At 74.3% G+C, this 25,388-nt stretch carries 21 protein-coding genes; 10 read left to right on the forward strand and 11 right to left on the reverse strand.

Annotation, left to right across the window (positions count from 1 at the left end):
• Positions 1 to 5 precede the first annotated feature (5 nt).
• Together ABD158_RS11470 and ABD158_RS11475 are read right to left on the reverse strand one after the other, a co-directional pair.
• Positions 6 to 620, reverse strand: coding sequence for a response regulator (locus ABD158_RS11470; protein ID WP_344007256.1), 615 nt, complete (start codon positions 618 to 620; stop codon positions 6 to 8).
• A complete protein-coding gene (locus tag ABD158_RS11475) occupies positions 617 to 1,894 on the reverse strand; it encodes a sensor histidine kinase (protein ID WP_344007258.1) in 1,278 nt (425 codons plus the stop codon). Before ABD158_RS11475 ends, ABD158_RS11470 begins: the two co-directional genes overlap by 4 nt.
• A 139-nt stretch (positions 1,895 to 2,033) precedes the next feature.
• On the opposite strand from ABD158_RS11475, the gene ABD158_RS11480 reads away from it, so the two are divergent.
• A complete protein-coding gene (locus ABD158_RS11480) occupies positions 2,034 to 3,767 on the forward strand; it encodes an ABC transporter ATP-binding protein (protein ID WP_344007260.1) in 1,734 nt (577 codons plus the stop codon).
• 167 nt (positions 3,768 to 3,934) lie between these two features.
• On the forward strand, positions 3,935 to 4,777 hold the full coding sequence (locus ABD158_RS11485; protein ID WP_344007262.1) for a serine/threonine-protein kinase: 843 nt from the start codon (positions 3,935 to 3,937) through the stop codon (positions 4,775 to 4,777).
• A 77-nt stretch (positions 4,778 to 4,854) separates the two neighbouring features.
• On the opposite strand, the gene ABD158_RS11490 is transcribed toward ABD158_RS11485, so the two are convergent.
• From ABD158_RS11490 to ABD158_RS11500, 3 genes are all read right to left on the reverse strand, one after another.
• A complete protein-coding gene (locus ABD158_RS11490) occupies positions 4,855 to 7,803 on the reverse strand; it encodes a vitamin B12-dependent ribonucleotide reductase (RefSeq protein WP_344007264.1) in 2,949 nt (982 codons plus the stop codon).
• 133 nt (positions 7,804 to 7,936) lie between these two features.
• The gene (nrdR, locus tag ABD158_RS11495; RefSeq protein WP_344007978.1) at positions 7,937 to 8,416 is read right to left on the reverse strand and encodes a transcriptional regulator NrdR; all 480 of its coding nucleotides are present in this window, start codon (positions 8,414 to 8,416) and stop codon (positions 7,937 to 7,939) included.
• 347 nt (positions 8,417 to 8,763) lie between these two features.
• Entirely contained in the window at positions 8,764 to 9,288 is a 525-nt protein-coding gene (locus ABD158_RS11500; RefSeq protein ID WP_344007266.1) for a mismatch-specific DNA-glycosylase, read from the reverse strand.
• A gap of 25 nt (positions 9,289 to 9,313) precedes the next feature.
• Between ABD158_RS11500 and ABD158_RS11505 the strand changes: the two genes are divergently transcribed.
• The 3 genes from ABD158_RS11505 (at position 9,314) to ABD158_RS11515 (ending at position 11,819) form a co-directional block, all read left to right on the forward strand.
• Entirely contained in the window at positions 9,314 to 10,117 is an 804-nt protein-coding gene (locus ABD158_RS11505; RefSeq protein WP_344007268.1) for an N-formylglutamate amidohydrolase, read from the forward strand.
• A 12-nt stretch (positions 10,118 to 10,129) separates the two neighbouring features.
• Positions 10,130 to 11,404 carry a NupC/NupG family nucleoside CNT transporter gene (locus ABD158_RS11510; protein WP_344007270.1) on the forward strand — a complete coding sequence of 425 codons (1,275 nt, stop codon included), beginning with the start codon at positions 10,130 to 10,132 and terminating at the stop codon, positions 11,402 to 11,404.
• 79 nt (positions 11,405 to 11,483) lie between these two features.
• Entirely contained in the window at positions 11,484 to 11,819 is a 336-nt protein-coding gene (locus ABD158_RS11515) for a hypothetical protein (RefSeq protein WP_344007272.1), read from the forward strand.
• Here ABD158_RS11515 and ABD158_RS11520 read toward each other — a convergent pair.
• Complete coding sequence (locus ABD158_RS11520; RefSeq protein WP_344007273.1) at positions 11,789 to 12,169, reverse strand: LysM peptidoglycan-binding domain-containing protein; 381 nt, start codon at positions 12,167 to 12,169, stop codon at positions 11,789 to 11,791. The genes ABD158_RS11515 and ABD158_RS11520 overlap by 31 nt on opposite strands.
• A 359-nt stretch (positions 12,170 to 12,528) precedes the next feature.
• On the opposite strand from ABD158_RS11520, the gene lexA reads away from it, so the two are divergent.
• From lexA to ABD158_RS11545, 5 genes are all read left to right on the forward strand, one after another.
• Positions 12,529 to 13,269, forward strand: coding sequence for a transcriptional repressor LexA (lexA, locus tag ABD158_RS11525; RefSeq protein ID WP_344007275.1), 741 nt, complete (start codon positions 12,529 to 12,531; stop codon positions 13,267 to 13,269).
• 90 nt (positions 13,270 to 13,359) lie between these two features.
• Positions 13,360 to 15,039, forward strand: a complete 1,680-nt coding sequence (locus ABD158_RS11530) for an alkaline phosphatase D family protein (RefSeq protein ID WP_344007277.1) — start codon at positions 13,360 to 13,362, stop codon at positions 15,037 to 15,039.
• Positions 15,036 to 16,319 carry an alkaline phosphatase family protein gene (locus ABD158_RS11535; RefSeq protein ID WP_344007279.1) on the forward strand — a complete coding sequence of 428 codons (1,284 nt, stop codon included), beginning with the start codon at positions 15,036 to 15,038 and terminating at the stop codon, positions 16,317 to 16,319. The genes ABD158_RS11530 and ABD158_RS11535 overlap by 4 nt, the downstream gene beginning before the upstream one ends.
• Positions 16,320 to 16,352: 33 nt before the next feature.
• Complete coding sequence (locus ABD158_RS11540; protein ID WP_344007281.1) at positions 16,353 to 16,958, forward strand: hypothetical protein; 606 nt, start codon at positions 16,353 to 16,355, stop codon at positions 16,956 to 16,958.
• On the forward strand, positions 16,955 to 17,116 hold the full coding sequence (locus ABD158_RS11545; RefSeq protein WP_344007283.1) for a hypothetical protein: 162 nt from the start codon (positions 16,955 to 16,957) through the stop codon (positions 17,114 to 17,116). The genes ABD158_RS11540 and ABD158_RS11545 overlap by 4 nt, the downstream gene beginning before the upstream one ends.
• Here the strand turns inward: ABD158_RS11545 and ABD158_RS11550 are convergent.
• From ABD158_RS11550 to ABD158_RS11570, 5 genes are all read right to left on the reverse strand, one after another.
• Positions 17,104 to 19,134: an ATP-dependent DNA helicase gene (locus ABD158_RS11550; protein WP_425573189.1), complete on the reverse strand. Its 2,031-nt coding sequence runs from the start codon at positions 19,132 to 19,134 to the stop codon at positions 17,104 to 17,106. The genes ABD158_RS11545 and ABD158_RS11550 overlap by 13 nt on opposite strands.
• Positions 19,135 to 19,231: 97 nt before the next feature.
• Entirely contained in the window at positions 19,232 to 21,532 is a 2,301-nt protein-coding gene (gene secD / locus ABD158_RS11555; RefSeq protein ID WP_344007285.1) for a protein translocase subunit SecD, read from the reverse strand.
• Between the two features lie 113 nt (positions 21,533 to 21,645).
• Positions 21,646 to 22,983, reverse strand: coding sequence for a GTPase HflX (gene hflX, locus ABD158_RS11560; RefSeq protein WP_344007982.1), 1,338 nt, complete (start codon positions 22,981 to 22,983; stop codon positions 21,646 to 21,648).
• 339 nt (positions 22,984 to 23,322) lie between these two features.
• On the reverse strand, positions 23,323 to 24,099 hold the full coding sequence (locus ABD158_RS11565) for an SDR family NAD(P)-dependent oxidoreductase (RefSeq protein ID WP_344007287.1): 777 nt from the start codon (positions 24,097 to 24,099) through the stop codon (positions 23,323 to 23,325).
• A 22-nt stretch (positions 24,100 to 24,121) separates the two neighbouring features.
• On the reverse strand, positions 24,122 to 25,315 hold the full coding sequence (locus ABD158_RS11570) for a flagellar basal body-associated FliL family protein (RefSeq protein ID WP_344007290.1): 1,194 nt from the start codon (positions 25,313 to 25,315) through the stop codon (positions 24,122 to 24,124).
• Between the last annotated feature and the right edge of the window lie 73 nt (positions 25,316 to 25,388).

Below are 25,388 nucleotides of genomic sequence, written 5' to 3' on the forward strand. Positions count from 1 at the left end.
CGACGTCACCACCCGTGGCGCTGGGCCCACAGCGCGGCCTGGGTGCGGTCGCTGACCCCGATCCGGGCGAAGACGTTGGTCAGGTGCTGCTTGACCGTCCGCTCCCGGATCCCCAGCCGGTGCGCGATCTGCTTGTTGGCCAGGCCCTGGACCACCAGCCGCAGGACCTCCACCTCACGCGGGGACAGGGTGGGCTCCTGCCGGTCGCCCCGGGACAGGAGCAGCTGGCGCGCGGCCTTCGGGTCGAGCGGCGACTCGCCGCGGGCGACCGCGCGGACACCGGCGACCAGGTCGTCGGGCTCGGTGTCCTTCAGCAGGTAGCCGACCGCTCCGGCGTCGAGCGCGGCCAGGATCCGCCGGCGGTCGGAGTAGGAGGTCAGCACCAGGACGTCGCCGGCGAGGTCCTCGTCCCGGATGATCCGGGTGGCCTCGACCCCGTCCATCCCGGGCATCTGCAGGTCCATGAGCACGACGTCCGGCCGGTGACGCCGGGCGAGCTCGACCGCGGCGGCGCCGTCCGCGGCGACCGCGACCACCTCCAGGTCCTCCGCGTGGTCGAGCAGGCCGGTCAGGCCCCGGCGCACCACGCCGTGGTCGTCGACGACGAGGACCGTGGTCACGACGGCCTCACCTCCAGGCGGACCGTCGTCCCGCGACCCGGTCGCGAGACGACGTCGAGGCGGGCCCCGATCTCCTCCGCCAGGCTGGCGAGCCCCCGGAGCCCGAAGCGGCTCGCCCCCTGGACGGCGGTCGGGTCGAACCCGACGCCGTCGTCGGTCACCACGAGCACCAGGTGACGGTCCTCGCGGGCCACCCTGACGTCGATCCGGCTCGGACGCGCGTGCCGGGCCGCGTTGCGCACCGCCTCCTGGGCCACGCGCCAGATCAGTGCCGTCGCCTCCCCCGAGGCCGCCTCGTCGTCGTCGACCTCGAGCGTGGTGCGGACCCCCGAGGCCTCGACGGGAGCCAGCAGGTCGATGAGGGCGGCCTCGAGACCGGCCGAGTGGAGGTCCGGGGGGTAGATCTCGATCATGAGCGACCGCAGCGCACGCATGCTGGAGCGCAGGGAGCGGCTCACGTCGTCGAGGTCGGAGGCGAGGTCGGAGGCGAGGGCGGGGCGTCGCGCGATCGTCGACAGCGCGTACGACGACCCGGCCAGGTCCTGCACGACGCCGTCGTGCAGGTCCCGCGCGATCCTGACCCGCTCGGCGTCGGAGGCGCGGACCGCCGAGTGCAGCAGGCGCTCGCGGTCCTCGGCCGATCGCGTCAGCCGCTGCGTCAGGAGGAACAGCAGGGGCGTCGTCACCGCCACCAGCACGAGCAGCGCGCCGAGGGTGATGGGGCGGAAGCGGGCCAGCACGGTCTCGCGCTGGGCGTCGAGCTCGCTGAGGGAGAAGTAGGCCTCGAACAGGAGAGGGTCCCCGCCGGGTTCCTCGATCCGGGTGTACACCTCGAGCAACCCGCCCCCGAGGTCGCGCTCGAAGCGGTTCTCCGGACGGCTCAGGTCGGAGATCTCGGCGTCCGTGCCCCCCTGCTCCAGCACCTCGACCTCGTCGGGACCCAGCGCGTAGCGGCTGCCCACCAGCTCGTGACGGTCGGAGTAGAGGATCGTCCCGTCGGGGTCCCAGATCTTGAGGCGCCGCACGTCGGGCACCAGCAGGCGGTCGAGCGCCGCCCGCTCGAACCGGCGCACGGCCGCGGGGTCCCTGCGGGCCAGGCCTGCGGGGATCGCCGGCTCCGCCACCGACACGCCGAGCACGCGGGTCAGCGTGCGGGCGTCGCTGATCGCCTCGTCGGCCGCCGCACCCCGGCTGAGCGAGGCGGTGCCGACGACCACGACGGCGGTCACGAGGAGGCTCGCCACGAGGAACTGGAGCACGGGGTGGCGCAGCACCCTCACCCTCACCACCGCCCCACACGCCGACGTCCGTGGACCCCAGCCTGGCCCAGGCCGCCGACCGGCACCAGGCCCATCGGTGCTAGCACCAAGGTGCGATCGACCCGGACCACACCCCCGGACCAGGGTGGTCGACATGAGGACACCGGAGACGTGGCGGGTGGTGGCGCCGTCCGCACGACCCCACCGTCGGCGCCTCCTCCTGGCCGGTGCGCTGGTGGTCGCCGAGACGGGGGTCGTCCTCCTGCGTCCGTGGCCCCTCGCCCTCGCGGTCGACCACGCCCTGACCGGCGCGCCGGGGGACGCCACCGTCGCGGGCCCCACCGCGGTCCTCGTCGCCGCCGCGCTCGCCGGCCTGGTGCTGACCGTCCTCCTCGGCGTCCTGCGGATGGGCTCGGACCGCCTGGCCGAGGGCACGGCGGAGCGGGTCGGCGACGACCTGCGGCGCTCGGTCTTCGAACGGGCGATGACCCGGTCGCTGCGCTGGCACGACACGGCGCGCGGGGGCGAGCTGCTGAGCCGCGTGACCACCGACGTGGGACGCGTCGTCGACGGCCTGGTCGCCCTCACCACCACCGTCGTGCCGGAGCTCCTGCTGCTCCTCGGCGTGCTCGTGCTCATCGCCACCCTCCAGCTCGAGCTCGCCGCGGTCGGGCTCGGCGTGGTGCCGGTCCTCGTCTGGCTGACCCTCGACCAGCGGCGACGCGTCCGCGCCGCCGAGACGGCGTCACGGGCGGCCGCGGGCCGGCTCGCGACCACCACCCAGGACCTCGTGCGGCACGTCCGCACCGTCCAGGCGTTCGGGCGGATCGACCTGGCCCGCGACGCCTTCGGCTCCGTGAGCGGCTCGCAGGCCGACGCCGACGTCGAGGCGATCCGCACCGCGAGCCGGTGGTCGCCGCTGGCCGAGGGGGTGCTCGCCGTCGGCACCGCCGCCGTCCTGGTCGTCGGCGGCTCCCACGTCCTCCGCGGCGACCTGAGCGTCGGCGCCCTGCTCGTCGTGATCGCCTACCTCCGGGACCTCTACGGACCGGTGCGGTCCCTGACCCGGCTCGCCGGGCTCCTCGCCAGGGCCGACGTGAGCGCCCACCGGCTCGGTGACGTCCTGTCCTGCGACGACTCGCTGCCCGAGCCCGTGCCCGGACCGGTGGCACCGCCGGTGCGCCAGGGCATCAGCCTGCGCGGCGTGGGCTTCGCCTACCGGCCGGGCGCCGACGTGCTGCGCGACCTCGACCTGACCGTCGGTGCCGGCGAGACGGTGTGCCTGCTCGGACCGAGCGGGGCCGGCAAGAGCACCGTCCTCCACCTCCTCCTGCGGCTCTACGACGTGGACCGCGGCGGCATCCTGATCGACGGGGTCGACGTGCGTCACTGCTCGTTGGCGAGCGTGCGGTCCCGCTTCGCCTTCCTGCCGCAGGACCCCTGGCTCCTCGACGACACCGTCGCGGCCAACGTCGCACTCGGGCGACCGGGGGCCGGACGCGACGAGATCGAGGCCGCCTGCCGCCGGGCCCGGGTCGACGAGTTCGTCGACACCCTCCCGCTCGGTCTGGACTCCCGCGTCGGCGAGGACGCCGTCCGGCTCTCCGGCGGTCAGGGACGACGGGTCGCGCTCGCCCGCGCCGTGGTCTCGCAGGCGCCGGCCCTGCTGCTCGACGAGCCCACCGCGTCGCTGGACGACCGCGCCGCCCGTGAGGTGGTCGCCGCCCTCGCCGCCGCCACCAGGGGCCGCGCGGCGCTGGTGGTGACGCACGACCACCGCGTCGCCGACGTCGCCGACCGGGTCGTGTCGCTCCGGCCCGTCCGGTCGAGGGCCCCTGTCCCGCGACCAGCTCCGTCCCGACGAGACCGAGAGGAGGTGGCCTCATGATGCGCATCCCGTCCGCCATGGCGACCCGTCGCCGCACCCGTACGCGCAGCCGCAGCCGCTCGCGCAGCCGCTCGCGCAGCCGGCGATGAGTCGAGGGGCCCGCCCGCTCCGACCGGGCGGGCCCCGGACGCCGCACAGGAGAGACGTCGCACAGGAGAGGAGGGACGGTGGAACCGACCGACCTCGACGAGCTCGACGGGCTGCCCACCTGGCGGTGCGCCGAGGGCCGCCCGCTCGTCCCCGGGCTGGTGGCCCTCGAGCGGCTGGGAGTGGGCCACCGCACCGAGACCTGGCTGGCCTGGTCCCTCGAGCTGTGGCACCCCGCGATCGTGAAGCTCGCCCGTCCCCACCAGGTCTCGCACCCGCGTGCCGCGCGCAGCATGCGACGCGAGGCGCGCGCCCTGAGGTGCGGGCACCCCGCCCTGCCACGCCTGCTCGACGACCACACGGGCGCGCCGCTGCCCCACGTCGTCCTCGAGTACGTCGACGGCGAGCCGTTCGCCGACGTCGTCGACGAGGGCGGGGCGCTGCCCCCGGCCGACGTCGCGATGCTCGCCGCACGGCTGGCGCCGCCCCTGCTCCACCTGCACCGGACCGGCCTGGCCCACCTCGACGTGAAGTCCGAGAACGTGCTGCTGCGCGAGGGATGCCCCGTCCTGGTGGACTTCGGCTCCTCCCGCGAGATCGGACGTCGACAGCCCGCGGGTCGTCCTGTCGGCACCCCCGGCTACGCCGCCCCCGACCAGGAGGCGTGCCGGCCGGTCTCCGCCGCGATGGACTACTTCGGGCTGGGCACCGTCCTCGCCGAGGCCCTCACCGGCCGGCCGTTCCCGGAGGTCACCGCACTGCCCGCGACGCCCGTCACCCCGCTCGTCCGGGTCCTCCTGGACCCCGACCCCGAGCGCCGGGGCTCACCGGACGCCCTGTTGCGGGGCGCGGCCGCCGCGTGCCGGGAGGCCCCGTGGCCGTCGTGCCTGGGCCGCGGGCGGGAGCGGGACCGTGTCGTCTGAGGCCCGACGACCGACGACGAGGGCCGGCACCACCAGGTGGCACCGGCCCTCGTCGTCGTGCTGGGTGGAGCGTCGGCTCAGCTGCAGCCGCTGGTCGAGCCGCAGCCCTCGCAGACGTGGCAGGAGCCGGCCGGGCGCATCTTGGTGCCGCAGGTGAAGCACAGCGGCGAGTCGACGGCGGTGCCGGTGACCTTCTCGAGCAGCTCCGCGGAGGTGTGGGCCTCGCGCGGGGCGGGCTTGGCGCCCACGTCGGAGGTCTGGGCGGCCTCGGCGTCGGTCACCTCGCCCACGGTGGCCGTCGGCTCGTCGTCGGTGTCCGCGGCCTCGGCGTCCGGGTCGGGCAGGACGACGGTGACCTGCTCCGGCTCGGCGCGCAGGGCCTGGACCTCGCTGACCTCGACGGGCTCGTAGGAGCCGGTCTCGAGGTGACGCTGACGCTCCTCGGCGGAGTAGATGCCGAGGGCGGCGCGGTCCTCGAAGGCCAGGTAGTCCAGCGCCAGGCGGCGGAAGATGTAGTCCATGATCGACTGGCTCATCCGCACGTCGGCGTCGTCGGTGAGGCCCGCGGGCTCGAAGCGCAGGTTGGTGAACTTCGAGACGTAGGTCTCGAGCGGCACGCCGTACTGCAGGCCGATCGAGACCGCGATCGAGAACGCGTCCATCACGCCGGCCAGGGTCGAGCCCTGCTTGCCGAGCTTGAGGAAGATCTCCCCGAGCTCGCCGTCGTCGTGGGCGCCCGAGGTCATGTAGCCCTCGGCGCCGCCGACCGTGAACGACGTGGTCCGCGAGACGCGGGACTTCGGCAGCCGCTTGCGGGTCGGGGCGTAGACGACCTTCTCGACGACCTTCTCGACGACCGCCGCGGCGTCCTTGGCGTCCTGCGCGTCCTTGGCGTCCTTGGTGGCCTTGCCGCCGCCGTCGGACAGCGGCTGGCCGACCTTGCAGTTGTCGCGGTAGATCGCGGTGGCCTTGAGGCCGAGCTTCCACGACTGCAGGTAGACGTCCTCGATGTCCTCGACCGTCGCGGTCTCGGGCAGGTTGACGGTCTTGGAGATCGCACCGGACAGGAACGGCTGCGCCGCCGCCATCATCCGCACGTGGCCCATCGGCTTGAGCGAGCGGGCGCCCATGGCGGTGTCGAAGATCTCGTAGTGCTCGGTCCTCAGGCCCGGGGCGTCGACGACGTGGCCGTGCTCGGAGATGTAGGCGACGATCGCCTCGACCTGCTCGGGCTGGTAGCCGAGCTTGCGCAGCGCCCGCGGGATCGTCTGGTTGACGATCTGCATGGAGCCGCCACCGACGAGCTTCTTGAACTTGACCAGCGAGAAGTCCGGCTCGATGCCGGTCGTGTCGCAGTCCATCATGAAGCCGATCGTGCCGGTGGGCGCGAGCACCGAGGCCTGCGCGTTGCGGAAGCCGTGCTTCTCGCCGGAGCGCAGCACCGTCTCCCACGTCTTGGTCGCGAGCTCGTGGACGGCGCGGTCCTCGGCGTGCAGCGTGCGGACCTGGTCGTTGGCGGCCTGGTGCTTGCGCATGACGCGCTGGTGGGCGTCCGCGTTGCGGCGGTAGCCGGCGTACGGGCCGACGACGGAGGCGATCTCCGCGGAGCGGGCGTACGACGTGCCGGTCATCAGCGACGTGATGGTCGCGGCCATCGAGCGACCGCCCTCGGAGTCGTAGCCGAGGCCCATCGCCATCAGCAGCGCGCCGAGGTTGGCGTAGCCGATGCCGAGCTGGCGGTAGTCGCGGGTGGTCTGGCCGATCGGCTCGGTCGGGAAGTCCGCGAAGCAGATCGAGATGTCCATCGCCGTGATGATCAGCTCGACCGCGGAGGCGAAGCTCTGCGCGTCGAAGGTGTCGTCCTTGCGCAGGAACTTCAGCAGGTTCAGCGACGCGAGGTTGCACGAGGAGTTGTCGAGCGACATGTACTCCGAGCACGGGTTCGAGGCGGTGATGCGGCCGGTCTCGGGGTTGGTGTGCCAGTCGTTGATCGTGTCGTCGTACTGCAGGCCCGGGTCGGCGCAGGCCCACGCGGCCTCGCTGATCTTGTGGAACAGGCCGCGGGCGTCGACGGTCTCGATGACCTCGCCGGTCTGGCGGGAGCGCAGCCCGAAGGAGGTGCCCTCCTCGACGGCGCGCATGAACTCGTCGGAGACCCGGACCGAGTTGTTGGCGTTCTGGTACTGCACCGAGGTGATGTCGTCGCCGCCGAGGTCCATGTCGAACCCGGCGTCGCGCAGCGCGCGGATCTTGTCCTCCTCGCGCGCCTTGGTCGCGACGAACTCCTCGATGTCGGGGTGGTCGACGTCGAGGACGACCATCTTGGCCGCGCGGCGGGTCGCGCCGCCCGACTTGATGGTGCCCGCGGACGCGTCGGCGCCGCGCATGAACGAGACGGGACCGGAGGCGGTGCCGCCCGAGGACAGCAGCTCCTTGGAGGAGCGGATCCGGGAGAGGTTCAGGCCGGCGCCGGAGCCGCCCTTGAAGATGAAGCCCTCCTCCTTGTACCAGTTCAGGATCGAGTCCATCGAGTCGTCGACGGAGAGGATGAAGCAGGCCGAGACCTGCTGCGGCGAGGGGGTGCCGACGTTGAACCAGACCGGGGAGTTGAACGAGAAGTACTGGTGGACCAGCAGCCAGGCGAGCTCGTGGGAGAAGATCTCGGCGTCGGCGGCGTCCGCGAAGTAGCCGTGCTCGAGGCCGGCCGCGGTGTAGGTGTCGACGACGCGGTCGACCAGCTGGCGCAGGCTCCACTCGCGCGCGTCGGTGCCGACGGCGCCGCGGAAGTACTTCGAGGTGACGATCGTGGAGGCGTTGACGCTCCAGAAGTCGGGGAACTCGACGCCGCGCTGCTCGAAGACGGTCGCGCCGGTCTTCCAGTTGGTCTGGACGACGTCGCGGCGCTCCCAGGAGATCTCGTCGTAGGGGTGGACGCCGGGGGTGCTGAACACCCGCTGGATCCGGACGCCACGGCCGGTGCGGCCGCTCGTCGTGTCGTGTGCGCTTCCGCTCACCGTCTCGGTCATGTGGTCCTCGGATCCCCTCGGTGGTGCTGGTGGTCTGGTGCTGGTCTGGTGCCGCTGGAGGTGGTGCGGGGAGGTGCTGCTGGGGGTGGTGCGCCCGGCACGCCGCTTCCCCACGACGTGCCGGGCAGTCTCATCAGGTCTCGACGAGGTCGGAGCCGGCCGGCAGGCCGCGCTCCAGACGCATCGAGACGATCTCGGCCTCGAAGTCGGCCGCGGAGGTGAAGGCCCGGTAGACGCTCGCGAACCGCAGGTAGGCGACCTCGTCGAGCTCGCGCAGCGGCCCGAGGATGGCGAGCCCGATCTCGTGGGCGGGCACCTCGGCCCACCCGGCGGCGCGCAGCGCGTGCTCGACCTCCTGGCCGAGCCGGGCGAGCTGGTCCTCGGTGACCGGTCGGCCCTTGCAGGCCTTGCGGACCCCGGCGACGGCCTTGTCGCGCCGGAAGGGCTCGGTGGTGCCGTTGCGCTTCGCGATCATCAGCTGCATCTGCTCGGCCGTGGTGAACCGACGCTCGCACGACGAGCAGACCCGCCGGCGGCGGATGGACCCGCCGTCGTCGGTGACCCGGCTGTCCAGGACCCGGGTGTCGGTGTGGCGGCAGAACGGGCAGTGCACGGGTCCCTCCTCGGTCTCGTCGTCGGTCTCGTCGCTGGTGTCGTCCACCCGTCCAGTCCAACACCGGCCGCCGACACCGGCATCCCGCCCGGGGCGGCCGCCGAGGTCGTCGGAGGTGTGGACGGACCTGTGCACATCCGGCGCTCACGTGTGGAGGAACCACCACGTCCTGGGGAGGAAACCGCCCGCCCTGAGGACTAGATGTGGATAACTACACCGTTGTGATTACTAGATGTGGTGGTGACCCTACGCCCGTGTGCGCACGGCCCGCAAGCGGATCGGCGCGTCGCGCACGACGCGCCGCGGGCCGTGGGCCGGCGCGCGGGAAAACCGCAGGTCAGGACGGGTCAGACGATCGCGCGGGGCCCACGACCCACGAGCGCGGCCAGGTCGCCCCACCACGAGAGACGGTCCGGGCGGCCGTCGTAGGAGCGTCGCTGGTTGGCCCCGCTGGGCCCCGGCAGGACGAACACGGGCGCTCCCGCGAGGTCCCACCCCGCCGGCCCCAGGCCGGGCGGGCGGTGTCCCAGGGCGCGGGCCAGCTCGCCCGCCACGGTCTTCGACGTCATCGCGAGCCACTCCGGCGACCAGCCCTCGACCTTCGCGGCCAGGGCGTCGACGTGGGTGCGCCGCGGCACGTCGGGGGCCCGCTCGACCACGAGGTCCGTCACCCCCAGCCCGTACGACGGCAGGAGCCGCTCGTCGGCGGGCGCCAGCAGCTCCTCGGTGAGCCCTGCGGCGTGCAGCAAGCGGTAGAACGCGTTGCCGGGGCCGCCGTAGTGGTGGTCGTGGCGCGTGGGCGAGCACAGGTTCGCCATCCCGCAGAAGACGACCAGCGGCGTCTCGCCCACCACGTCGTCGAGCAGCTCCACACCCCGACCCTGCCACGCTCGACCGGTGACGCCGAGACCCACCGCCCACCTGCTCCCCGGTGACGACGCCTCGCCCGTGGTCGTCCACGTGCCGCACGCGTCGCGGCACGTGCCGGCCGACGCGCGCTCCTCGATCGTCCTGGACGACGACGCCCTCGCCGCCGAGCTCGACGCGATGACCGACGTGGCCACCGACGTGCTCGCCGAGCGCGCGGTCGCGGCGGCGGTCACGGCGGGCACGCCCCGGCCGTGGCGGTTCGTCAACGCCGCCTCGCGGCTCGTCGTCGACCCCGAGCGCTTCCCCGACCCGGCCGCGGAGGAGATGACCGAGGTCGGGATGGGTGCGGTCTACACGCGCACCAGCGACCTCCGGCTGCTGCGCGACGACGACCCCGACCGTGACGCCGCCCTGGTGCGCCGCTACTTCGACCCGTACGCCGCGGCGCTGGCCGACCTCGTCGACGACCGCCTGGCGGCGCACGGGCGCTGCGTGGTGGTGGACCTCCACTCCTACCCGGCCCTCCCCCTGCCCTACGAGCGGCACGCGGACGACCGCCGGCCGCCCGTCTGCCTGGGCACCGACCCGGTCCACACCCCCGCCGCGCTCGTCGCGGCCGCGCGCGCGGCCCTCGCCCCCGTCGGCGACGTCGTCCTGGACGAGCCGTTCCGCGGCACCTACGTGCCGCTGCGCCACTGGGGCACCGAGCGCCGGGTCTCCTCGCTCATGGTCGAGCTGCGACGCGACACCTACGCCGGGGCCGACGGCGCCGACGCCGTGGTCGCCGCGCTCGTCGACCTGCTGCACCGCCTCGACGGCACGTCGGCCTGACAGGATCCGGGCATGGCCGACCTCCGCGGGATCCTCGGGCTGGTGCTGCTGCTCGGTGTCGCCTGGGCGCTGAGCAGCCACCGCCGGGGCGTGAGCTGGCGCACCGTCGGCGCGGCGCTCGCGCTGCAGGTCGCCTTCGCCGCGCTCGTGCTCCGCTGGGGCCCCGGGGAGCGGGCACTGGCGTGGGTCGCGGACCGCGTCGCGGACCTGATCGGCTTCACCGACGAGGGCACGGCGTTCCTGTTCGGGCCCCTCTACGAGGCCGGCGGCGACGACGGGACGGTCTTCGCGCTCTCCGTGCTGCCGGTCATCATCTTCCTCGGCGCGCTGATCGGGATGCTGTTCTACCTGCGCGTGGTGCAGTACGCGACGCACTACGTCGGCGGGGCCCTGGCCCGCGTGCTGGGGGTGTCGAAGGTCGAGTCCCTCTACGCGAGCACCGTGATCTTCCTCGGGCAGAGCGAGGCCCCGCTGATGATCGCGCCGTACCTGCGCTCGCTGCGGGCCGGACAGATCTTCACGGTGATGGTCGGCGGGCTGACGGCCGCCGCCGGCTCCACCCTGGTCGGCTACTCGCTGCTCGGCGCCCCGCTGGAGTACCTCCTCGCCGCGACCGTGATGAACGCGCCCGCCGCGCTGCTGTTCGCCAAGCTCCTGTGGCCGGACTCGACCCCGCGGGAGAGGGAGCCGGCGAGCATCGAGCCGGCCGACGGCGAGGAGGTCCGCGACCTCGACGAGCTGGACGTGCGGGAGGTCCGCGACACCGAGTCGCGCAACCTCGTCGACGCGATCGGTCGCGGGGCCCTGGCCGGCGGGCGCATCGCGATCACGGTGGGCGCGCTGCTCATCGCCTTCGTCGCCCTCATCGCCCTGGCCAACGGGCTGCTCGGTGCCGTGGGCGGGTGGTTCGGCGCCGGGGACCTGACCTTCCAGGAGGTCCTCGGGCGGCTCCTCGCCCCGTTGGCGTGGCTGCTGGGGGTGCCGTGGTCCGAGGCCGCGCAGGCCGGCTCGTGGATCGGGCAGAAGACGGTGCTCAACGAGTTCGTCGCGTACGCCGACTTCGGCCCCGCCGTGGGCGGCCTCGACCCGCTGACGGTCGTCGTCGTGACCTTCGCCCTGGCGGGCTTCGCCAACGTGGCCTCGATCGCCATCATCCTCGGGGTGGTCGGCTCGCTGGCGCCCGAGCGTCGCTCGCTGCTGGCCGCGCTGGGCTTCCGGGCCCTGCTCGCCGCGAGCCTGGCCAACCTGTCCAACGCCGCCATCGCCGGTGTCGTGTTCTCGCTCTAGGCGCTCCAGGCGCTCCAGGCCCTTCGGGACGTCCGCCGAGCAGGGGCGCCGACGGCCCCCGGGGTGCGATGATGGGGGCGTGGCGAGGGGGAAGCGGGCGGGCAGGCGCGCCGGACCCCGCCGCCCCGCGCAGCGGGCCCCCCTCCCCTGGGGCCGGCTGCTCCTGCTGGCGCTGGGCGTCACCCTCACCGTCGTCGCCTGGGGCTACCTGGTCCTCGCGGCCATCGACTTCGGCAGCGCGGCCCGCGGCGGGGACTCCGCCGGGTGGGCGTTCCTCGCGGTCGCGACCCTCGGGGCGGTGGCCTGCCTGTTCGTGGCGCTCGTGCTCGCGGTGCGGGCGGTGCGTCTCGTCGGTGGCCGGCGGACGCCTCCGCCCGCGAGTCGTCACTCGACGACGGGGACCCGCAGCTCCTGACCGGCCCGCAGCATCGCGGTGTCGAGCGCGTTGAGCTCCTCGAGGTCCTGCACGACGACGCGGACGTCGCCCCCGCCCGCACCGTCGGCGGCGAGCGGGCCGGCGATGTCCCAGAGGGTCTCGCCCGTGCCCACCGTCACCGTGACGGTGGCGGGCTCGACCCCGGCCTCGCCGGTGGCCTGCGAGCCGGCCAGTGCCAGGCCCAGCCCGAGCACCAGCCCCACGAGCAGCAGCAGCGAGCCCACGAAGACGACGAGTCGGCCGCGGCGGGTGAGCCGGACGGGGCCGAGGGACGGACGGGCGAGCGGGGCGGCGAGCGGGGCGGCGAGCGAGGGGGTGGCGCTGGACATCGGAGGACCTCCTGGGGAAGGGAGCAGGTCGGGTGCGTGCGGGTCACGAGGAGTTCTACGGACGACCACCGACACCGGCCGGCCCGTCGCGGTTCGCTCTCACGTTCGATCGAACACACGTACGACGGTAGAGCATGTGTTCGACTGTGCACAAGGGTGTGGACGAACAGATGTTCGGACGGCAGGACGGGCGAGGTCGGCGCCGGCCCCCGGTCGCCGACCCCGCGACACGCGGTCGAACAGGTGTTTGAAACCGACCCGGCCGGCGGCGTAGCGTCAGCGACCTGACCCCGACGCCGCCGCCCGAGCGGCGCGGACGCGACACGGACCCGGCACCGACCGGACACGGAGGCGACACGATGGCCGCAGGAGACGACAGCAACGACGGGGGCGCGAAGGTCGCCGAGCTGCCCGACGGGCCGGCCGGCACCGACGGGCTGACGCCGCGCCAGGAGCGCGTGCTGGCGGTCATCCGCGACTCGCTCGAGCAGCGCGGCTACCCGCCGAGCATGCGCGAGATCGGCACCGAGGTCGGGCTCACCTCGTCCTCGTCGGTCGCCCACCAGCTCCGCGTGCTGGAGAAGAAGGGCTTCCTGCGTCGCGACCCGAACCGTCCCCGCGCGCTCGAGGTCCTCGTCCCGGACGCCCTCGCGGCCCGTCGCGCGCTGTCCTCGGCCGGGCCCTCCTCGGTCGACGAGACCGGCGCCGGCGACGCGATGCCGGCCGCGACGTACGTGCCCGTGCTCGGCCGGATCGCGGCCGGCGGCCCGATCCTGGCCGAGGAGCGGGTCGAGGAGATCTTCCCGCTGCCCAAGCAGCTCGTCGGGGAGGGCACCCTGTTCCTCCTCGAGGTGCAGGGCGACTCGATGATCGACCTCGCCATCTGCTCCGGCGACTACGTGGTGGTGCGCCAGCAGCAGACGGCCGTCAACGGCGACATCGTCGCCGCGATGATCGACGGCGAGGCCACGGTCAAGACGTTCCGCCGCGGCGACGACGGTCACCTGTGGCTGATGCCCCACAACGACGCCTACGAGCCCATCGACGGCACCCACGCGACCGTCCTGGGCAAGGTGACGACGGTGCTGCGCCGCGTCTGACCCGCCCACCCGCGTAGCCGGCGGGTGAACACTTGCCGACCACTCGTCGCCGGGCCGTCACACGGCCCGGCGATGGTCGTTGATGGTCCCGTGACCACTCCTCCCCGCCCCTCCCGCCGGGCCGTGCTGGCCGCCGGGGCCACCGGGGCCGCCGCCGTCGCCGTCACGGGCTCCCCGCTCCCGGCGCAGGCCGCGGACGCCCGCGCCTTCGCCCACGGTGTCGCCTCGGGCGACCCGCGCCCGCACGCCGTCGTGCTCTGGACGCGTGTGACCCCCACCGCCGCCGCCACCCCCGGCTCCGGACGCGGACCGCGGGTCGAGGTCGGATGGGAGGTCGCGACCGACCCCGCGTTCCGCCGCGTCGTTCGGCGGGGCCGGGCGGTCACCGGCCCGTGGCGCGACCACACGGTCAAGGTCGACGCGACGGGGCTCGCGCCGGCCCGCTGGTACTGGTACCGCTTCACCTGGGCCGGCCGCCGTAGCCGGGTCGGTCGCACCCGCACTGCCCCGGCCGCCGACAGCACCCCCGGCCGCCTGCGCTGGGGCGTGGTCTCGTGCGCCAACCTGCAGGCCGGGTGGTTCTCGGCGTACCGCCACCTCGCGGCGCGCGACGACCTCGACCTGGTCCTGCACCTCGGCGACTACCTCTACGAGTACGCGCCGGGCGAGTACGGCCTGGGCCGGGACAACGTGGACGTGCGTGCGCACCGGCCGGCCCGCGAGATCGTCTCGCTCGCCGACTACCGCCAGCGGCACGCGCAGTACAAGACCGACCCCGACCTCGCGGACCTGCACGCCCGGCTGCCGTGGGTGGTCACGTGGGACGACCACGAGTCCGCGAACGACGCCTGGCGCGGCGGGGCCGAGAACCACCAGCCGGCCGAGGGCGACTGGGCGCGCCGCCGCGCCCGCGCCCACCGCGCGTACGACGAGTGGATGCCGGTCCGCCTGTCCGGCTCGGCGGCGCTGGGCGACGGCACCCGCCTGTACCGACGGTTGCGGTTCGGCCGGCTGGCCGAGCTGAGCATGCTCGACCTGCGCACCTACCGCGACCAGCAGGTCGCGACCCCGCTCGTCGACGGCGAGGTCGGCGACCCGGGTCGGTCGATCACCGGCGACGCGCAGCTCGCGTGGCTGCGGGAGTCGCTGACGCAGCGACGCGCCCAGTGGAAGCTGGTCGGCAACCCGGTGATGATCTCGCCGGTCACGTTCGCCTCGCTGCCGGGCGCGCTCCTCGACCCCGTCGCCGACGTGACCGGACTGCTCCCCCGCGACGGCGCGCCGTACAACGTCGACCAGTGGGACGGCTACACCGCGGACCGCCGCGAGGTGCTCGACACCATCGCCGACCGCGGGGTGCGCGACACGGTCTTCCTGACCGGCGACATCCACTCCGCCTGGGCCTGCGAGGTCCCCTTCGACACCGGCTCCTACCCCCTGCCGCCGGGCCGGGCGAGCGGGGCCGTGGAGATGGTCTGCACCTCGGTCACCTCCAACAACCTCAAGGACATCACCGGCACCCCGCCGCGGACGACCAGCCTCGCCGTGGAGGCGGCCATCCGTGCCGACAACCCGCACGTGAAGCACCTCGACTTCGACAGCCACGGCTTCAGCGTCCTCGACGTGACGCCGGAGAGGACCCAGATGGACTGGTACGTGATCTCCGACCGCGCCGACCGCCGGGCCGGCGCCACCTGGTCGACCTCGTGGCGCACCCTCGCCGGCACGCAGCAGCTGCGGCGCGCCGCGGCCCCGGTGGGTCCCCGATGACCGCCGGGACGACCCCGGTCGCCGGCACGGACCGCCGTACGGTCCTGCGCACCGGCGCCGGCCTGGTCTTCTCCTCCGCCGCGGTCGCGGCCGGGGCCCTGGCCGGCGCCGGAGGCGCCGCAGCGGCGGCGGCCCGCGACCGGCGGGCCTACGTGCTGGTCCTCGACGGGTGCCGCCCGGACGAGATCGACAGCGGGCTGATGCCGACGGTCCGGGCGCTGCGCGACGCCGGTCGCCGCTACCCGAGGGCCCGGGGCCTGCCGATCCTGGAGACCATCCCCAACCACACGATGATGATGACCGGGGTGCGGCCCGACCGCAGCGGCGTGCCCGCCAACCAGGTCTACGACCGCGGGCTCGGCGAGACCCGCACCATGGACCGGCCCGCCGACATCCGCGTCGACACGCTCTTCGAGCGGACCCGGCGCCAGGGCCTGACGAGCGGCTCGGTGCTGAGCAAGGAGTACCTGTTCGGCATCTTCGGCACCCGCGCCACCCACCGGTGGGAGCCGTTCCCGCTGGTGCCGGTCTCCGACCACGCCCCCGACCTCTTCACGATGAGCGCCACGCTGGAGATGGTGCGACGGTTCGACCCGCACCTGGTGTTCGTCAACCTCGGCGACATCGACCGCGTCGGTCACACCGACCTCACGGGGACCACGCTGGGGGCGGCCCGGCGCGCCGCACTGACCGCCACCGATGCGCAGGTCGCCCGCTTCGTCCGTGAGCTGCGCTCCTCGGGGCGCTGGCGCCGCTCGCTGCTGGTGGTGCTCGCCGACCACTCGATGGACTGGTCGCGACCCGACCGGGTGATCTCGCTGACCGGCGTCCTCGAGGACGACCCGCTGCTCGCGGGCCGGATCGCGATCGCGCAGAACGGCGGCGCCGACATGGTCTACTGGACCGGTCCGGCCGCCGGACGCGCCCGCGCGGTCGACCGGATCCGGGAGCGCGTGAGGGCCGTGCCCGGTGTCCTCGCCGTCCACGACCGCCGGGCGTCGCCGTGGCTGCGCCTGGGTCCCGAGGCCGGCGACGTGATCGCCTACTGCCGCGCCGGGTGGCGCTTCAGCGACCCCTCCGTGGTCTCCAACCCGATCCCCGGCAACCACGGCCACCCCGCCACCGCGCCGATCCCGTTCTTCCTCTCCGGGGGGCACCCGGCCGTCCGGCCCGGGAGCTCGTCGGCGGTCGCCCACACCGTGGACGTCGCGCCGACGGTGGCCGGCTTCCTCGGGCTGGGGCGGCCGCGTGACGGCTGGGACGGGCGGTCCCGGCTGTAGCGTGGCCGCCCACCACCGAGCCGAGGAGTCGCGATGACCGCCCCCGACACGACCGCTCGCGACACGACCGCCACGGCCCGCATCCCCGACCCGGCCGAGCGCCAGCGGGCGGTGCACGGCGGGGTGAAGGTCGGCGCGGCGTTCTGCGGCTTCGTGGCGGCGGTGGGCATGGTCAACGTCCTCGGCGGCCTGCTGGGGGCAGTGGTCGTCGTGCTGGGTCTGGGAGGGTTCGGCTTCCTCGGGTTCGGCACGGTGGAGGTCCTGGTCCTCGCCGTCGTGACGCTCGCGGTGTCCTGGCTGGTGGGCGGCTACGTGGCGGCGAGGATGGCGCGCTTCGACGGCGTGCGGCAGGGCGTGGCGGTGTGGGCGTGGACCGTGCTCCTGGTGGGCGGCCTGGGCGTCCTGGCCTGGGGCGCGGGCGCGGGCGCCGGCCCGTGGGCCGGCGTGTCCGGTGGCCTCGGGGTGCTGACGCCGGCGGGCGGCGAGCTCGCGGTCGGCGCGGTCGTGCTCGTGGCGGGCCCGGTGCTGCTGACGCTGGTCGCCGCGGTCGCGGGCGGGGCCCTGGGGATGCGCTTCCACCGTCGCGTGGACCGCACCACCCCGGCCCGACCCGACCACCCGGTAGCGTCGGCGCCGTGAGCCGCTGGGAGTCCGACGACCCGCCCGAGCTGCGGGGCGTCGACGACGAGCCCGCGTCGGGGACGCCGTCGAGCAGCTATCCCGCGTGGGTCCGGTTGACCGCGCTGGTGATCGCGGTGGCGGTCGCGCTGTTCTTCGTCGCGTCCTACTTCGTCTGAGCGGTCGCGCTCAGGCGCGCCAGCGCCCCGCGCACGACCGCGGGGTCGGTGGTCGGCCACAGCGGCGGCAGACCGGCGCGCAGGAACCCGCCGTAGCGGGCGGTGACCAGGCGCGGGTCCAGGCACGCGACGACCCCGCGGTCGTCGGAGGACCGGATCAACCGGCCCGCCCCCTGGGCGAGCAGCAGGGCGGCGTGGGTGGCCGCGACCTGCATGAAGCCGTTGCCGCCCGCGGCGTCCGCGGCCTTCTGGCGGGCCGACATCAGCGGGTCGTCCGGCCGCGGGAACGGGATCCGGTCGATCACGACGAGCTGGCAGGTGTCGCCAGGGACGTCGAGGCCCTGCCAGAGGCTCAGGGTGCCGAAGAGGCAGGTGTGGGGGTCCGAGACGAACTGGGCGGACAGCTCGGACAGCTGCGCGTCCCCCTGCGCGAGCGTCGTGAGGTGTGGCAGTCGCGTGCGCACCCCCTCGGCGGCGGTCTCCGCAGCCCGGCGTGACGAGAACAGGCCCAGGGTCCGACCGTCGGCGGCGTCGACGAGCTCGGCCAGCTCGTCGAGCTGCGCGGGCCCGAGCCCGTCGCGGCCGGGCGGCGGCAGGTGGCGGGCGACGTAGAGGATCCCCTGGCGGGCGTAGTCGAACGGCGAGCCGACGTCGAGCCCGGACCAGGCGAGCTCGTCGTCGGGCCGCAGGCCCAGCCCACCGGCGACGGCGGTGAAGTCGCCGCCGAGCATCAGCGTCGCGCTGGTGAGGACGACCGTCTTCTCCTCGAGCAGGCCCCGCCGCACCGTGCCGGCGACCCGCAGCGGAGCCACGCACAGCCGCGCGGGCACCCGCTCGCGGCCGGGGGCGAACCACATCACGTCGTGCTCCGAGAGCGACGCCATCCGCGCGGTGTGGTCGAAGAGCTCGGTCAGCCAGCCCCGGGCCTGCTGGCGACCGGGGTCGACGGCCTCGCCCGAGCCCCCGCCCGAGCCCCCGCCGGACCCGCCCCCCGACTCGCGGGGCAGCGCCGACAGGCAGGCGCGGACCGCGTCGCGGACGAGCTCGAGGGCGTCGGAGACCGCCTGCGGCGGCGGGTCGAGCCGCCCCTCGGCGCACTCGTCCATCGCCGCCCGCAGCGCCTGGGCCGCGTCCAGGAGGTCCTCGGAGGGGTCGTCGCCGTCACGGCCCGCGACGTGGCGCGTCGAGCGCCGCGCCACCCGCTCCACCTCGGCGACGGTGACCTCGTCGGTCGCCGCCTGGGTGACGCGGGCGGCGAGCTCGTGGGCCTCGTCGACGACGACGGCGTCGTACTCGGGGATCATCGGGACGCCCTCGATGGCGTCGATCGCGAGCAGCGAGTGGTTGGTGACGACGACCCGGGCCTTGGCCGCCCGCTCCTTGGCCCGCTCCGCGAAGCACTCCTCGCCGAACGGGCAGCGGCTCGCGCCGAGGCACTCCCGCGCCGAGACGCTGACCTGGCGCCAGACCCGGTCGGTGTGACGGGGCGCGCCGTCGCGCTCGCCGGTGCCGCCGTCGGCGGCCTGCTCCTCGACCCACTCGCGCAGCGCGACGACCTGCTCCCCCTGCGAGCCCTCGGGCAGGTCGACCAGCGCGCCCTGGTCGTCGGGCACACCCTCGCGGACCCGGTGCAGGCAGGCGTAGTTGGACCGGCCCTTCAGCACGGCGTACGCGTTGCCGGTGACCGGGTCGGGGTCGAGACCCGCCAGGGCCGCGTGGTCGCCGACCCCGTCGAGCAGGCGCGGCAGGTCGCGCTCGACCAGCTGGTGCTGCAGCGCGAGGGTCGCGGTGGCCACGACCACCCGCTTCCCGCGCATCAGGGAGGGCACGAGGTAGGCCAGCGACTTGCCGGTGCCGGTGCCGGCCTGGACGAGCAGGTGCTCCTTCGCCTCGAACGCCCGGGCCACGGCCTCGGCCATGCGCACCTGGCCCGACCGCTCCTGCCCGCCCAGCGCGGCCACGGCGGCGCCGAGCACGTCGGTGACCGTCGCGGTGGACGGGGCGGTCTCGGGAGGCACCCGCCGAACCCTACGGGGCGCCGCACGGACGTCGCCGGGGCCTCTCCACAGCTCCGCCCGGAGTCCGCCCGGGCCCCGCGCGGGGCCCGGGCGGGCCTCAGACGACGGCGCCGGAGTCCTGGAGGTCCCGCTCCTTGCGGACCTTCTGGGTGCGGGTCAGCGGGGCGCGCCGGTTGAAGATGATCGTCAGCGGCGTCGCGAGGAACACCGAGGAGAAGGTGCCGACGACCAGGCCGACGAGCAGCGCGATCGAGAAGTCGCCCAGCGAACTGCCGCCCAGGACGGCCAGCGCCGCGAGGATGAACATGATGCCGATGCCGGTGTTGATCGTGCGCGGCGTCGTCTCGAGGCAGGCCGTGTTGGCCTCGTCGGCGAACGTCGCGTCCGGCCGCGACAGCCGCCAGCGCTCACGGATCCGGTCGAAGACGACGACGGTGTCGTTGATGGAGACACCGACGATGGTCATCATCGCGGCGAGGAACACCCCGTCGATCGGCTTGCCGAGCCAGGCGAACAGACCGAGCACGATCAGCACGTCGTGCATCATCGCGATGATGGCCGCGGCGCCGAAGGTCCACTTGAACCGGATGGCGAGGTAGATCAGCTGGCCGAGGAAGGCGAGCCCGAAGGCGATCAGCGCCTGGTTGCGCAGCTGCTCGCCCAGCGAGGCCCCGACCTCGGAGTCCTGGATGATCTCCGAGCCGCCGGCGGCGTCGCCGAGGGCCGCGCCGATCGTCTCGACGTCGTCGCGGTCCAGGGAGCCGGCGCGCACCGAGATGTTGCCGTTGTTGGTCACCGACTGCACGACGGCCTCGGTGTAGCCCGCGTCGGCCACGACCTCGCGGGCGGAGTCGGCGTCGATCTGCTGGCCCGTGGCGTACTCGACCGTGCGGCCGCCGGTGAACTCGACGCCCAGGTTCAGGCCGTTGACGAGGATGCCCGACAGGGCGATCACGACCAGCGCGGCCGAGACCGAGAGCCAGATCCTGGTGCGCGCCATGATCTGGAAGTTCTTCTCCATCAGCCAGGTGCGGACCCGGCCGACGTCGCTCAGGCCGGTGATCGCCGGCCGCTTGCGGACGAACGGCACGGAGACGCCGAGCTCGGTGAGCACCCGGGCGATGACCAGCGCGGAGACCATCGAGGCGACCACGCCGATGGACAGGGTGACGCCGAAGCCACGCACCGGGCCGGCGGCCAGCCAGAACAGCAGGCCGGCGGCGATCAGGGTGGTGACGTTGGAGTCGATGATGGCCGACCAGGCCTTGTTGAAGCCGACCGAGAGGGCGCGACGCATGCCGGCGGCGGGGTTGTCGCGGTACTCCTCGCGGGCGCGCTCGAAGACCAGCACGTTGGCGTCGATCGCCATGCCGATCGCGAGCACGAACCCGGCCAGGCCGGGCAGGGTCAGGGTCGCGCCGAGCGCGAGCAGGATCGCGTACGAGATCAGCGCGTACGACGTGAGCGCCAGGGTCGCGAGCAGCCCGACGAGGCGGTAGACGAGACCGATGAACAGGGCGGTCGCCGCGAGGCCGATGATCGCGGCGAGCGCGGACTGCTGGATGGCCTCGCCGCCCAGCGTCGGGCCGGTCGTCTGGTTGGACACCACCTCGACGGGGAAGGGCAGCGAGCCGCCCTCGATGAGCACCGCGAGGCCGTTGGCCTCCTCGAAGTCGAAGTCACCGGTGATGGTGGTCTGGCCGCCGCCGATGCCGGCGCAGCCGACGCTCGGCGCCATCGGCGGGGACGAGATGACCTCGCCGTCGAGGACGAACGCGACGCGGCGCGTGGGGTCGGTCTGCGCGGTGGGGACGCCGTCCTGGCAGGCGGCCTCGGAGGTGATCTGCTGCCAGGTGCTGCCGCCGGGGCCGTCGAAGTCGACGTTGACGACCCAGCCGCCGCCCTGCGTGGTGTCGTTGACGGCGTCGGAGCCGTCGATCTCGGTGCCGCGGATGGCCGTCGGGCCGATCTCGATGACGTCGCCCTGGTCGGAGGCGAGGACCTCGTTGCCCTCCTCGGTGGGCTCGGCGTCCGGCGAGGCCGCGGCGCCCACGACGGGGTGGACGCTCAGCTGCGCCTGCTGGCCGAGCACCTCCTGGGCGTCGTCGGAGTTCTGCACGTCGGGCAGCTCGACGAGGATCTGGTTGGTGCCCTGGCTGACGAGGGTGGGCTCGGAGACGCCCAGGCTGTCGACCCGGCCGCGGAGGACCTCCACCACCTGCTGGGTGTCCTCGGCGGTCGGCTCCTCGCCGTCCTCGCCGGGCTGGACCTCCACCACGATCTGCGAGCCGCCCCGCAGGTCGAGCCCGAGCCGCGGGGAGACGTTGAGCGCGATGGCCGCGCACCCGGCCAGGAGGCCGAGCACGAGCACCAGACGGACGAGCACACCGCGAGACATGGACAGACCGATCTTCTCGAAGGACGCGAGCACGGGGCGGGACGCGGGAGCCGGCCCCCACGGGCCCACCCAGGAGCAAACGGGTGAAGGCTACCCAGGGTTCCCGTGATCTCTCAGACGGCGTACGCCGCGAGCTCGTCGGCGAGCGCCGGCTCGGCGCGCCCGACGAGCCGCGTGCCGGCGGCCGTGTGCTCCATCGTGTCGATCTCCCCGAACCGGTGCAGCCGGTCCAGCAGGTCGCCGCGGTCGTAGGGCAGCAGCGCCGAGAACGCCACCGCGGGCCGCGGCAGCTCGGCCTCGACGACGGCCAGGGCCTCCTCGATGCCCTCCCCGGTGCGAGCGCTCACGACGAGGCAGCCGGGCTCGCGCTGACGCAGCCGGGCGATCACCATCGGGTCGGCGGCGTCGGCCTTGTTGACGACGACCAGCTCGGGGATCGCGGTGACGTCGGTGTCCTTGATGACGTCGGCGAAGACCTCCCGCACCGCGGCGATCTGGCCCTCGGGGTCGGGGTGGGAGCCGTCGACGACGTGGAGCACCAGGTCGGCGTCGGCGACCTCCTCCAGCGTCGAGCGGAACGCCTCGACCAGCTGGTGCGGCAGGTGCCGGACGAAGCCGACGGTGTCGGAGACCGTGTACTCACGCCCGTCGGAGGTCGTCGTGCGGCGCGTGGTGGCGTCCAGGGTCGCGAAGAGCGCGTCCTCGACCAGCAGCCCCGCCTGCGTCAGCCGGTTGAGCAGGCTGGACTTGCCGGCGTTGGTGTAGCCGGCGACGACGACGCTGGGCACGTCGTGGCGCTGGCGGTCGGCACGCTTGGTGGCCCGGGTGGCCTCGAGGCCCTTCAGCTCGCGCCGCAGCTTGGCGATCCGCGCCGAGATCCGTCGCCGGTCGGTCTCGATCTTGGTCTCACCGGGACCGCGGCCGCCGATGCCGTCACCGCCGGCCGCCCGACCGCCGGCCTGGCGCGACAGGTTGCCGCCCCAGCCGCGCAGGCGCTGGGTCATGTACTGCAGCTGGGCGAGCTCGACCTGCGCCTTGCCCTCCTTGGACTTCGCGTGCTGGGCGAAGATGTCGAGGATCAGCGCGGTGCGGTCGACGACCTTCACCCCGGTGCGGTCCTCGAGGTTGCGCAGCTGGGAGGGCGCGAGCTCGCCGTCGCAGATGACGGTGTCGGCACCCGTGGCGCGCACGACCTCGGTGAGCTCCGCGGTCTTGCCGGAGCCGATGTAGGTCGCGGGGTCCGGCTTCTGGCGCCGCTGCACCATCGCCTCGAGCACCTCGGAGCCGGCGGTCTCGGCCAGGGCGGCGAGCTCGGTCATGGAGTTCTCGGCGTCGGCGAGGGTGCCGTCGGTCCAGACGCCCACCAGGACCACGCGCTCGAGCCGGAGCTGGCGGTACTCGACCTCGGTGATGTCCTCGAGCTCGGTGCGCAGCCCGGCGATGCGGCGCATCGACTGGCGGTCGGCCAGGTCGGCCTCGCCCGTGGTCAGGTCACGGTCGTCGCGGTCCGTCGGGGCGCGGTCGGGCCGGCGCGCGGGACGGACGACCTCGGCGGGCTCGTCGCCCCAGTCCTCGGTCTCGGCGAGCGCGGCGTCGAGGCCGGTGAACGTCTCGCTCTCGGCCTCGGGTGCGGTCTCGGGGGCGGTGTGGTGTGCGTGCGTCATGTGCTGACCAGCCTACGGCGGCGCGCCGCGGGTCGCACCCGTGTTTGCTGCGGGCGCAACGGCGGGGTGGTGCGCGCCGACGACCCCCGTGGGCCGGGACCGACGGCTACGGCCGCCCGGCACCGGTCACTTCGGGGGCATCCGCAGGCCGCCGTCGAGACGGACGGTCTCGCCGTTGGCGTAGGGGTTCTCGAGCAGCTCGACGACCATGCGGGCCAGCTCGTCGGGCACGCCGAGGCGCTTGGGGAACAGCACGCCCTGGCCGAGCTGGGCCTTGAAGGCCTCGGCGTCGGGGCCGTGGCCGTAGATGGCGGTGTCGATGAGGCCCGGCGCGATGGTGTTGAGGCGGATGCCCGAGGCCGCGAGGTCGCGGGCGACCGGGAGGGTCATGCCGACGACGCCGCCCTTGGAGGCGCTGTAGGCCGCCTGCCCGATCTGGCCGTCGAAGGCCGCGATGCTCGCGACGTTGACGATCGCGCCGCGCTCGCCGCCGGCGTCGGGGGCGTTGCGGCTCATGGCCGTGGCCTCGAGCCTCGTCGAGTCGAACACCCCGACGAGGTTGACCCGGATCACCTTCAGGAAGGCGTCGAGGTCGGCGGCGGACTCGTAGGTGCCGTCGCGGCCGACCGTGCGCTGCGCCCAGCCGATCCCGGCGGAGTTGACGGCCGCGCGCAGCGGGCCGAGCTCCAGCGCCGCGTCCACGGCCGTGACGAGCTCGTCGGTGTCGGTGACGTCCACGTGCACGAAGCGGCCCCCGACCTCGTCGGCGAGCGCGGTGCCCGCGTCGTCGTTGAGGTCGGCCACCACGACGAGGGCGCCGAGCCCGGCGAGCCGTCGTACGACGGCCTCACCGATGCCCGACGCCCCGCCGGTCACGACTGCACTTGCTCCGCTCAGCTCCATGCCGCGGAGCATAGGAGGTGGCTCAGGACTCGCCCCCCGAGGCGTCGACGAAGTCGTTGACCCGGTCGTCGATGTCCTCGACGTCGGCCCGCGCGAAGGTCGGCACGTCCGCGTCGAAGACCAGCGCGTACTCCGAGTCGGGGCAGGTGCTGGCGTCGGTCTCGATCGGGTCGCCCTCCGCGAGCACGGCACCGGTGGCCGCCTCGACGAACGTGACGGCGTACTCGACGCCCTGGAACTGGTAGTCCACGGCCTTGTCGTCGATGTCGGTGCCCTCGCAGGTGCTGGCCTCACCGGCCGGCGCACCCGTCATGCACATGATGACGCTGGTCTCCTCGAAGCGGTCCGCGTCGATGCCCCACTGCTCGCCGTAACCGGCGTACTCGGAGGAGTACTCGACGTCGGCACCCTCCTCGGTGGCGATCGCGGAGAACGGGGCCACACGCGGGTCGGCGGCGTCGTACTCCGACGCGTTGCGCATGAACTCCTCCTCGCAGACCTGGCCCATCTCGTAGGCGTCCTCGGCCTCGAACGACGGGAGGTCGGGGTCCGCGGAGGGGCTCTCCTCGGCGTCGGAGCCGCCCGCGGCGGACTCCTCCTCGCTGGGCGCCGGCTCCTCGGTCTGCGAGGTCGTCTCGGGGTCGCTGGCCGTGGTGTCGGACTCGTCGTCGCCGCCCAGCACGACCGCCAGGCCGATGCCGCCGACGATCAGCAGCACCAGCAGCGCCGCGCCGGCGATGAGGAGGGGCTTCTTGTCGGTGGGCTTGCGGGGCCCGCCGGGACCGTTCGGGCCGCCGGGTCCGCCGTAGCCACCCGGCCCGCCGGGACCGCCGTAGCCGCCGGGACCGCCGGGACCGCCGGGCGGTCCGTAGCCGCCGGGGCCACCACCGGGCGGGCCGTAGCCGGGCGCCCCGCCGGGCGCGCCGTAGCCGGGCTGGCCGTAGCCGGGCTGGCCGTACGGCGGCTGCCCCCCGGGCTGGCCGTACGGCGGCTGGCCCTGGCCGTAGCCGGGCTGCTGGCCCGGCTGCTGGCCGTAGGGCGGCGGGGCGCCCTGCTGCGGGGCGCCCTGCGGCGGGGTCCCCTGGTCGCCGGCCGGCGTCCAGGGCTGCTGGGGCTGCTGCGGCTGGGCTCCCGCGGCGGGCTCGGGCCGGTTCTGCGGAGAGCCCCCGCTGCCGGCCAGGCGGGTCGGCTCGGGCTCGTCGGGTCGGTCGGCCATCAGGTGCCCCCTCGTCGTGTGGCGTCGGCACGGGCGGCCGGCGCGGTCGTCACCAGCCTGACCCGCGGGAGGG

This window comes from Nocardioides lentus (genome assembly GCF_039529515.1).
GTDB classification, from domain to species: Bacteria; Actinomycetota; Actinomycetes; order Propionibacteriales; family Nocardioidaceae; genus Nocardioides; species Nocardioides lentus.

Excerpts from the sequence above, each read along its gene's own strand:
- ABD158_RS11480 (WP_344007260.1), top strand. The coding sequence starts at position 2,034 with ATGAGGACACCGGAGACGTGGCGGGTGGTGGCGCCGTCCGCACGACCC.
- ABD158_RS11490 (WP_344007264.1), bottom strand. The coding sequence starts at position 7,803 with ATGACCGAGACGGTGAGCGGAAGCGCACACGACACGACGAGCGGCCGC.
- ABD158_RS11510 (WP_344007270.1), top strand. The coding sequence starts at position 10,130 with ATGGCCGACCTCCGCGGGATCCTCGGGCTGGTGCTGCTGCTCGGTGTC.
- ABD158_RS11520 (WP_344007273.1), bottom strand. The coding sequence starts at position 12,169 with ATGTCCAGCGCCACCCCCTCGCTCGCCGCCCCGCTCGCCGCCCCGCTC.
- lexA (WP_344007275.1), top strand. The coding sequence starts at position 12,529 with ATGGCCGCAGGAGACGACAGCAACGACGGGGGCGCGAAGGTCGCCGAG.
- ABD158_RS11535 (WP_344007279.1), top strand. The coding sequence starts at position 15,036 with ATGACCGCCGGGACGACCCCGGTCGCCGGCACGGACCGCCGTACGGTC.
- ABD158_RS11540 (WP_344007281.1), top strand. The coding sequence starts at position 16,353 with ATGACCGCCCCCGACACGACCGCTCGCGACACGACCGCCACGGCCCGC.
- secD (WP_344007285.1), bottom strand. The coding sequence starts at position 21,532 with ATGTCTCGCGGTGTGCTCGTCCGTCTGGTGCTCGTGCTCGGCCTCCTG.
- hflX (WP_344007982.1), bottom strand. The coding sequence starts at position 22,983 with ATGCGCCGCATCGCCGGGCTGCGCACCGAGCTCGAGGACATCACCGAG.
- ABD158_RS11565 (WP_344007287.1), bottom strand. The coding sequence starts at position 24,099 with ATGGAGCTGAGCGGAGCAAGTGCAGTCGTGACCGGCGGGGCGTCGGGC.
- ABD158_RS11570 (WP_344007290.1), bottom strand. The coding sequence starts at position 25,315 with ATGGCCGACCGACCCGACGAGCCCGAGCCGACCCGCCTGGCCGGCAGC.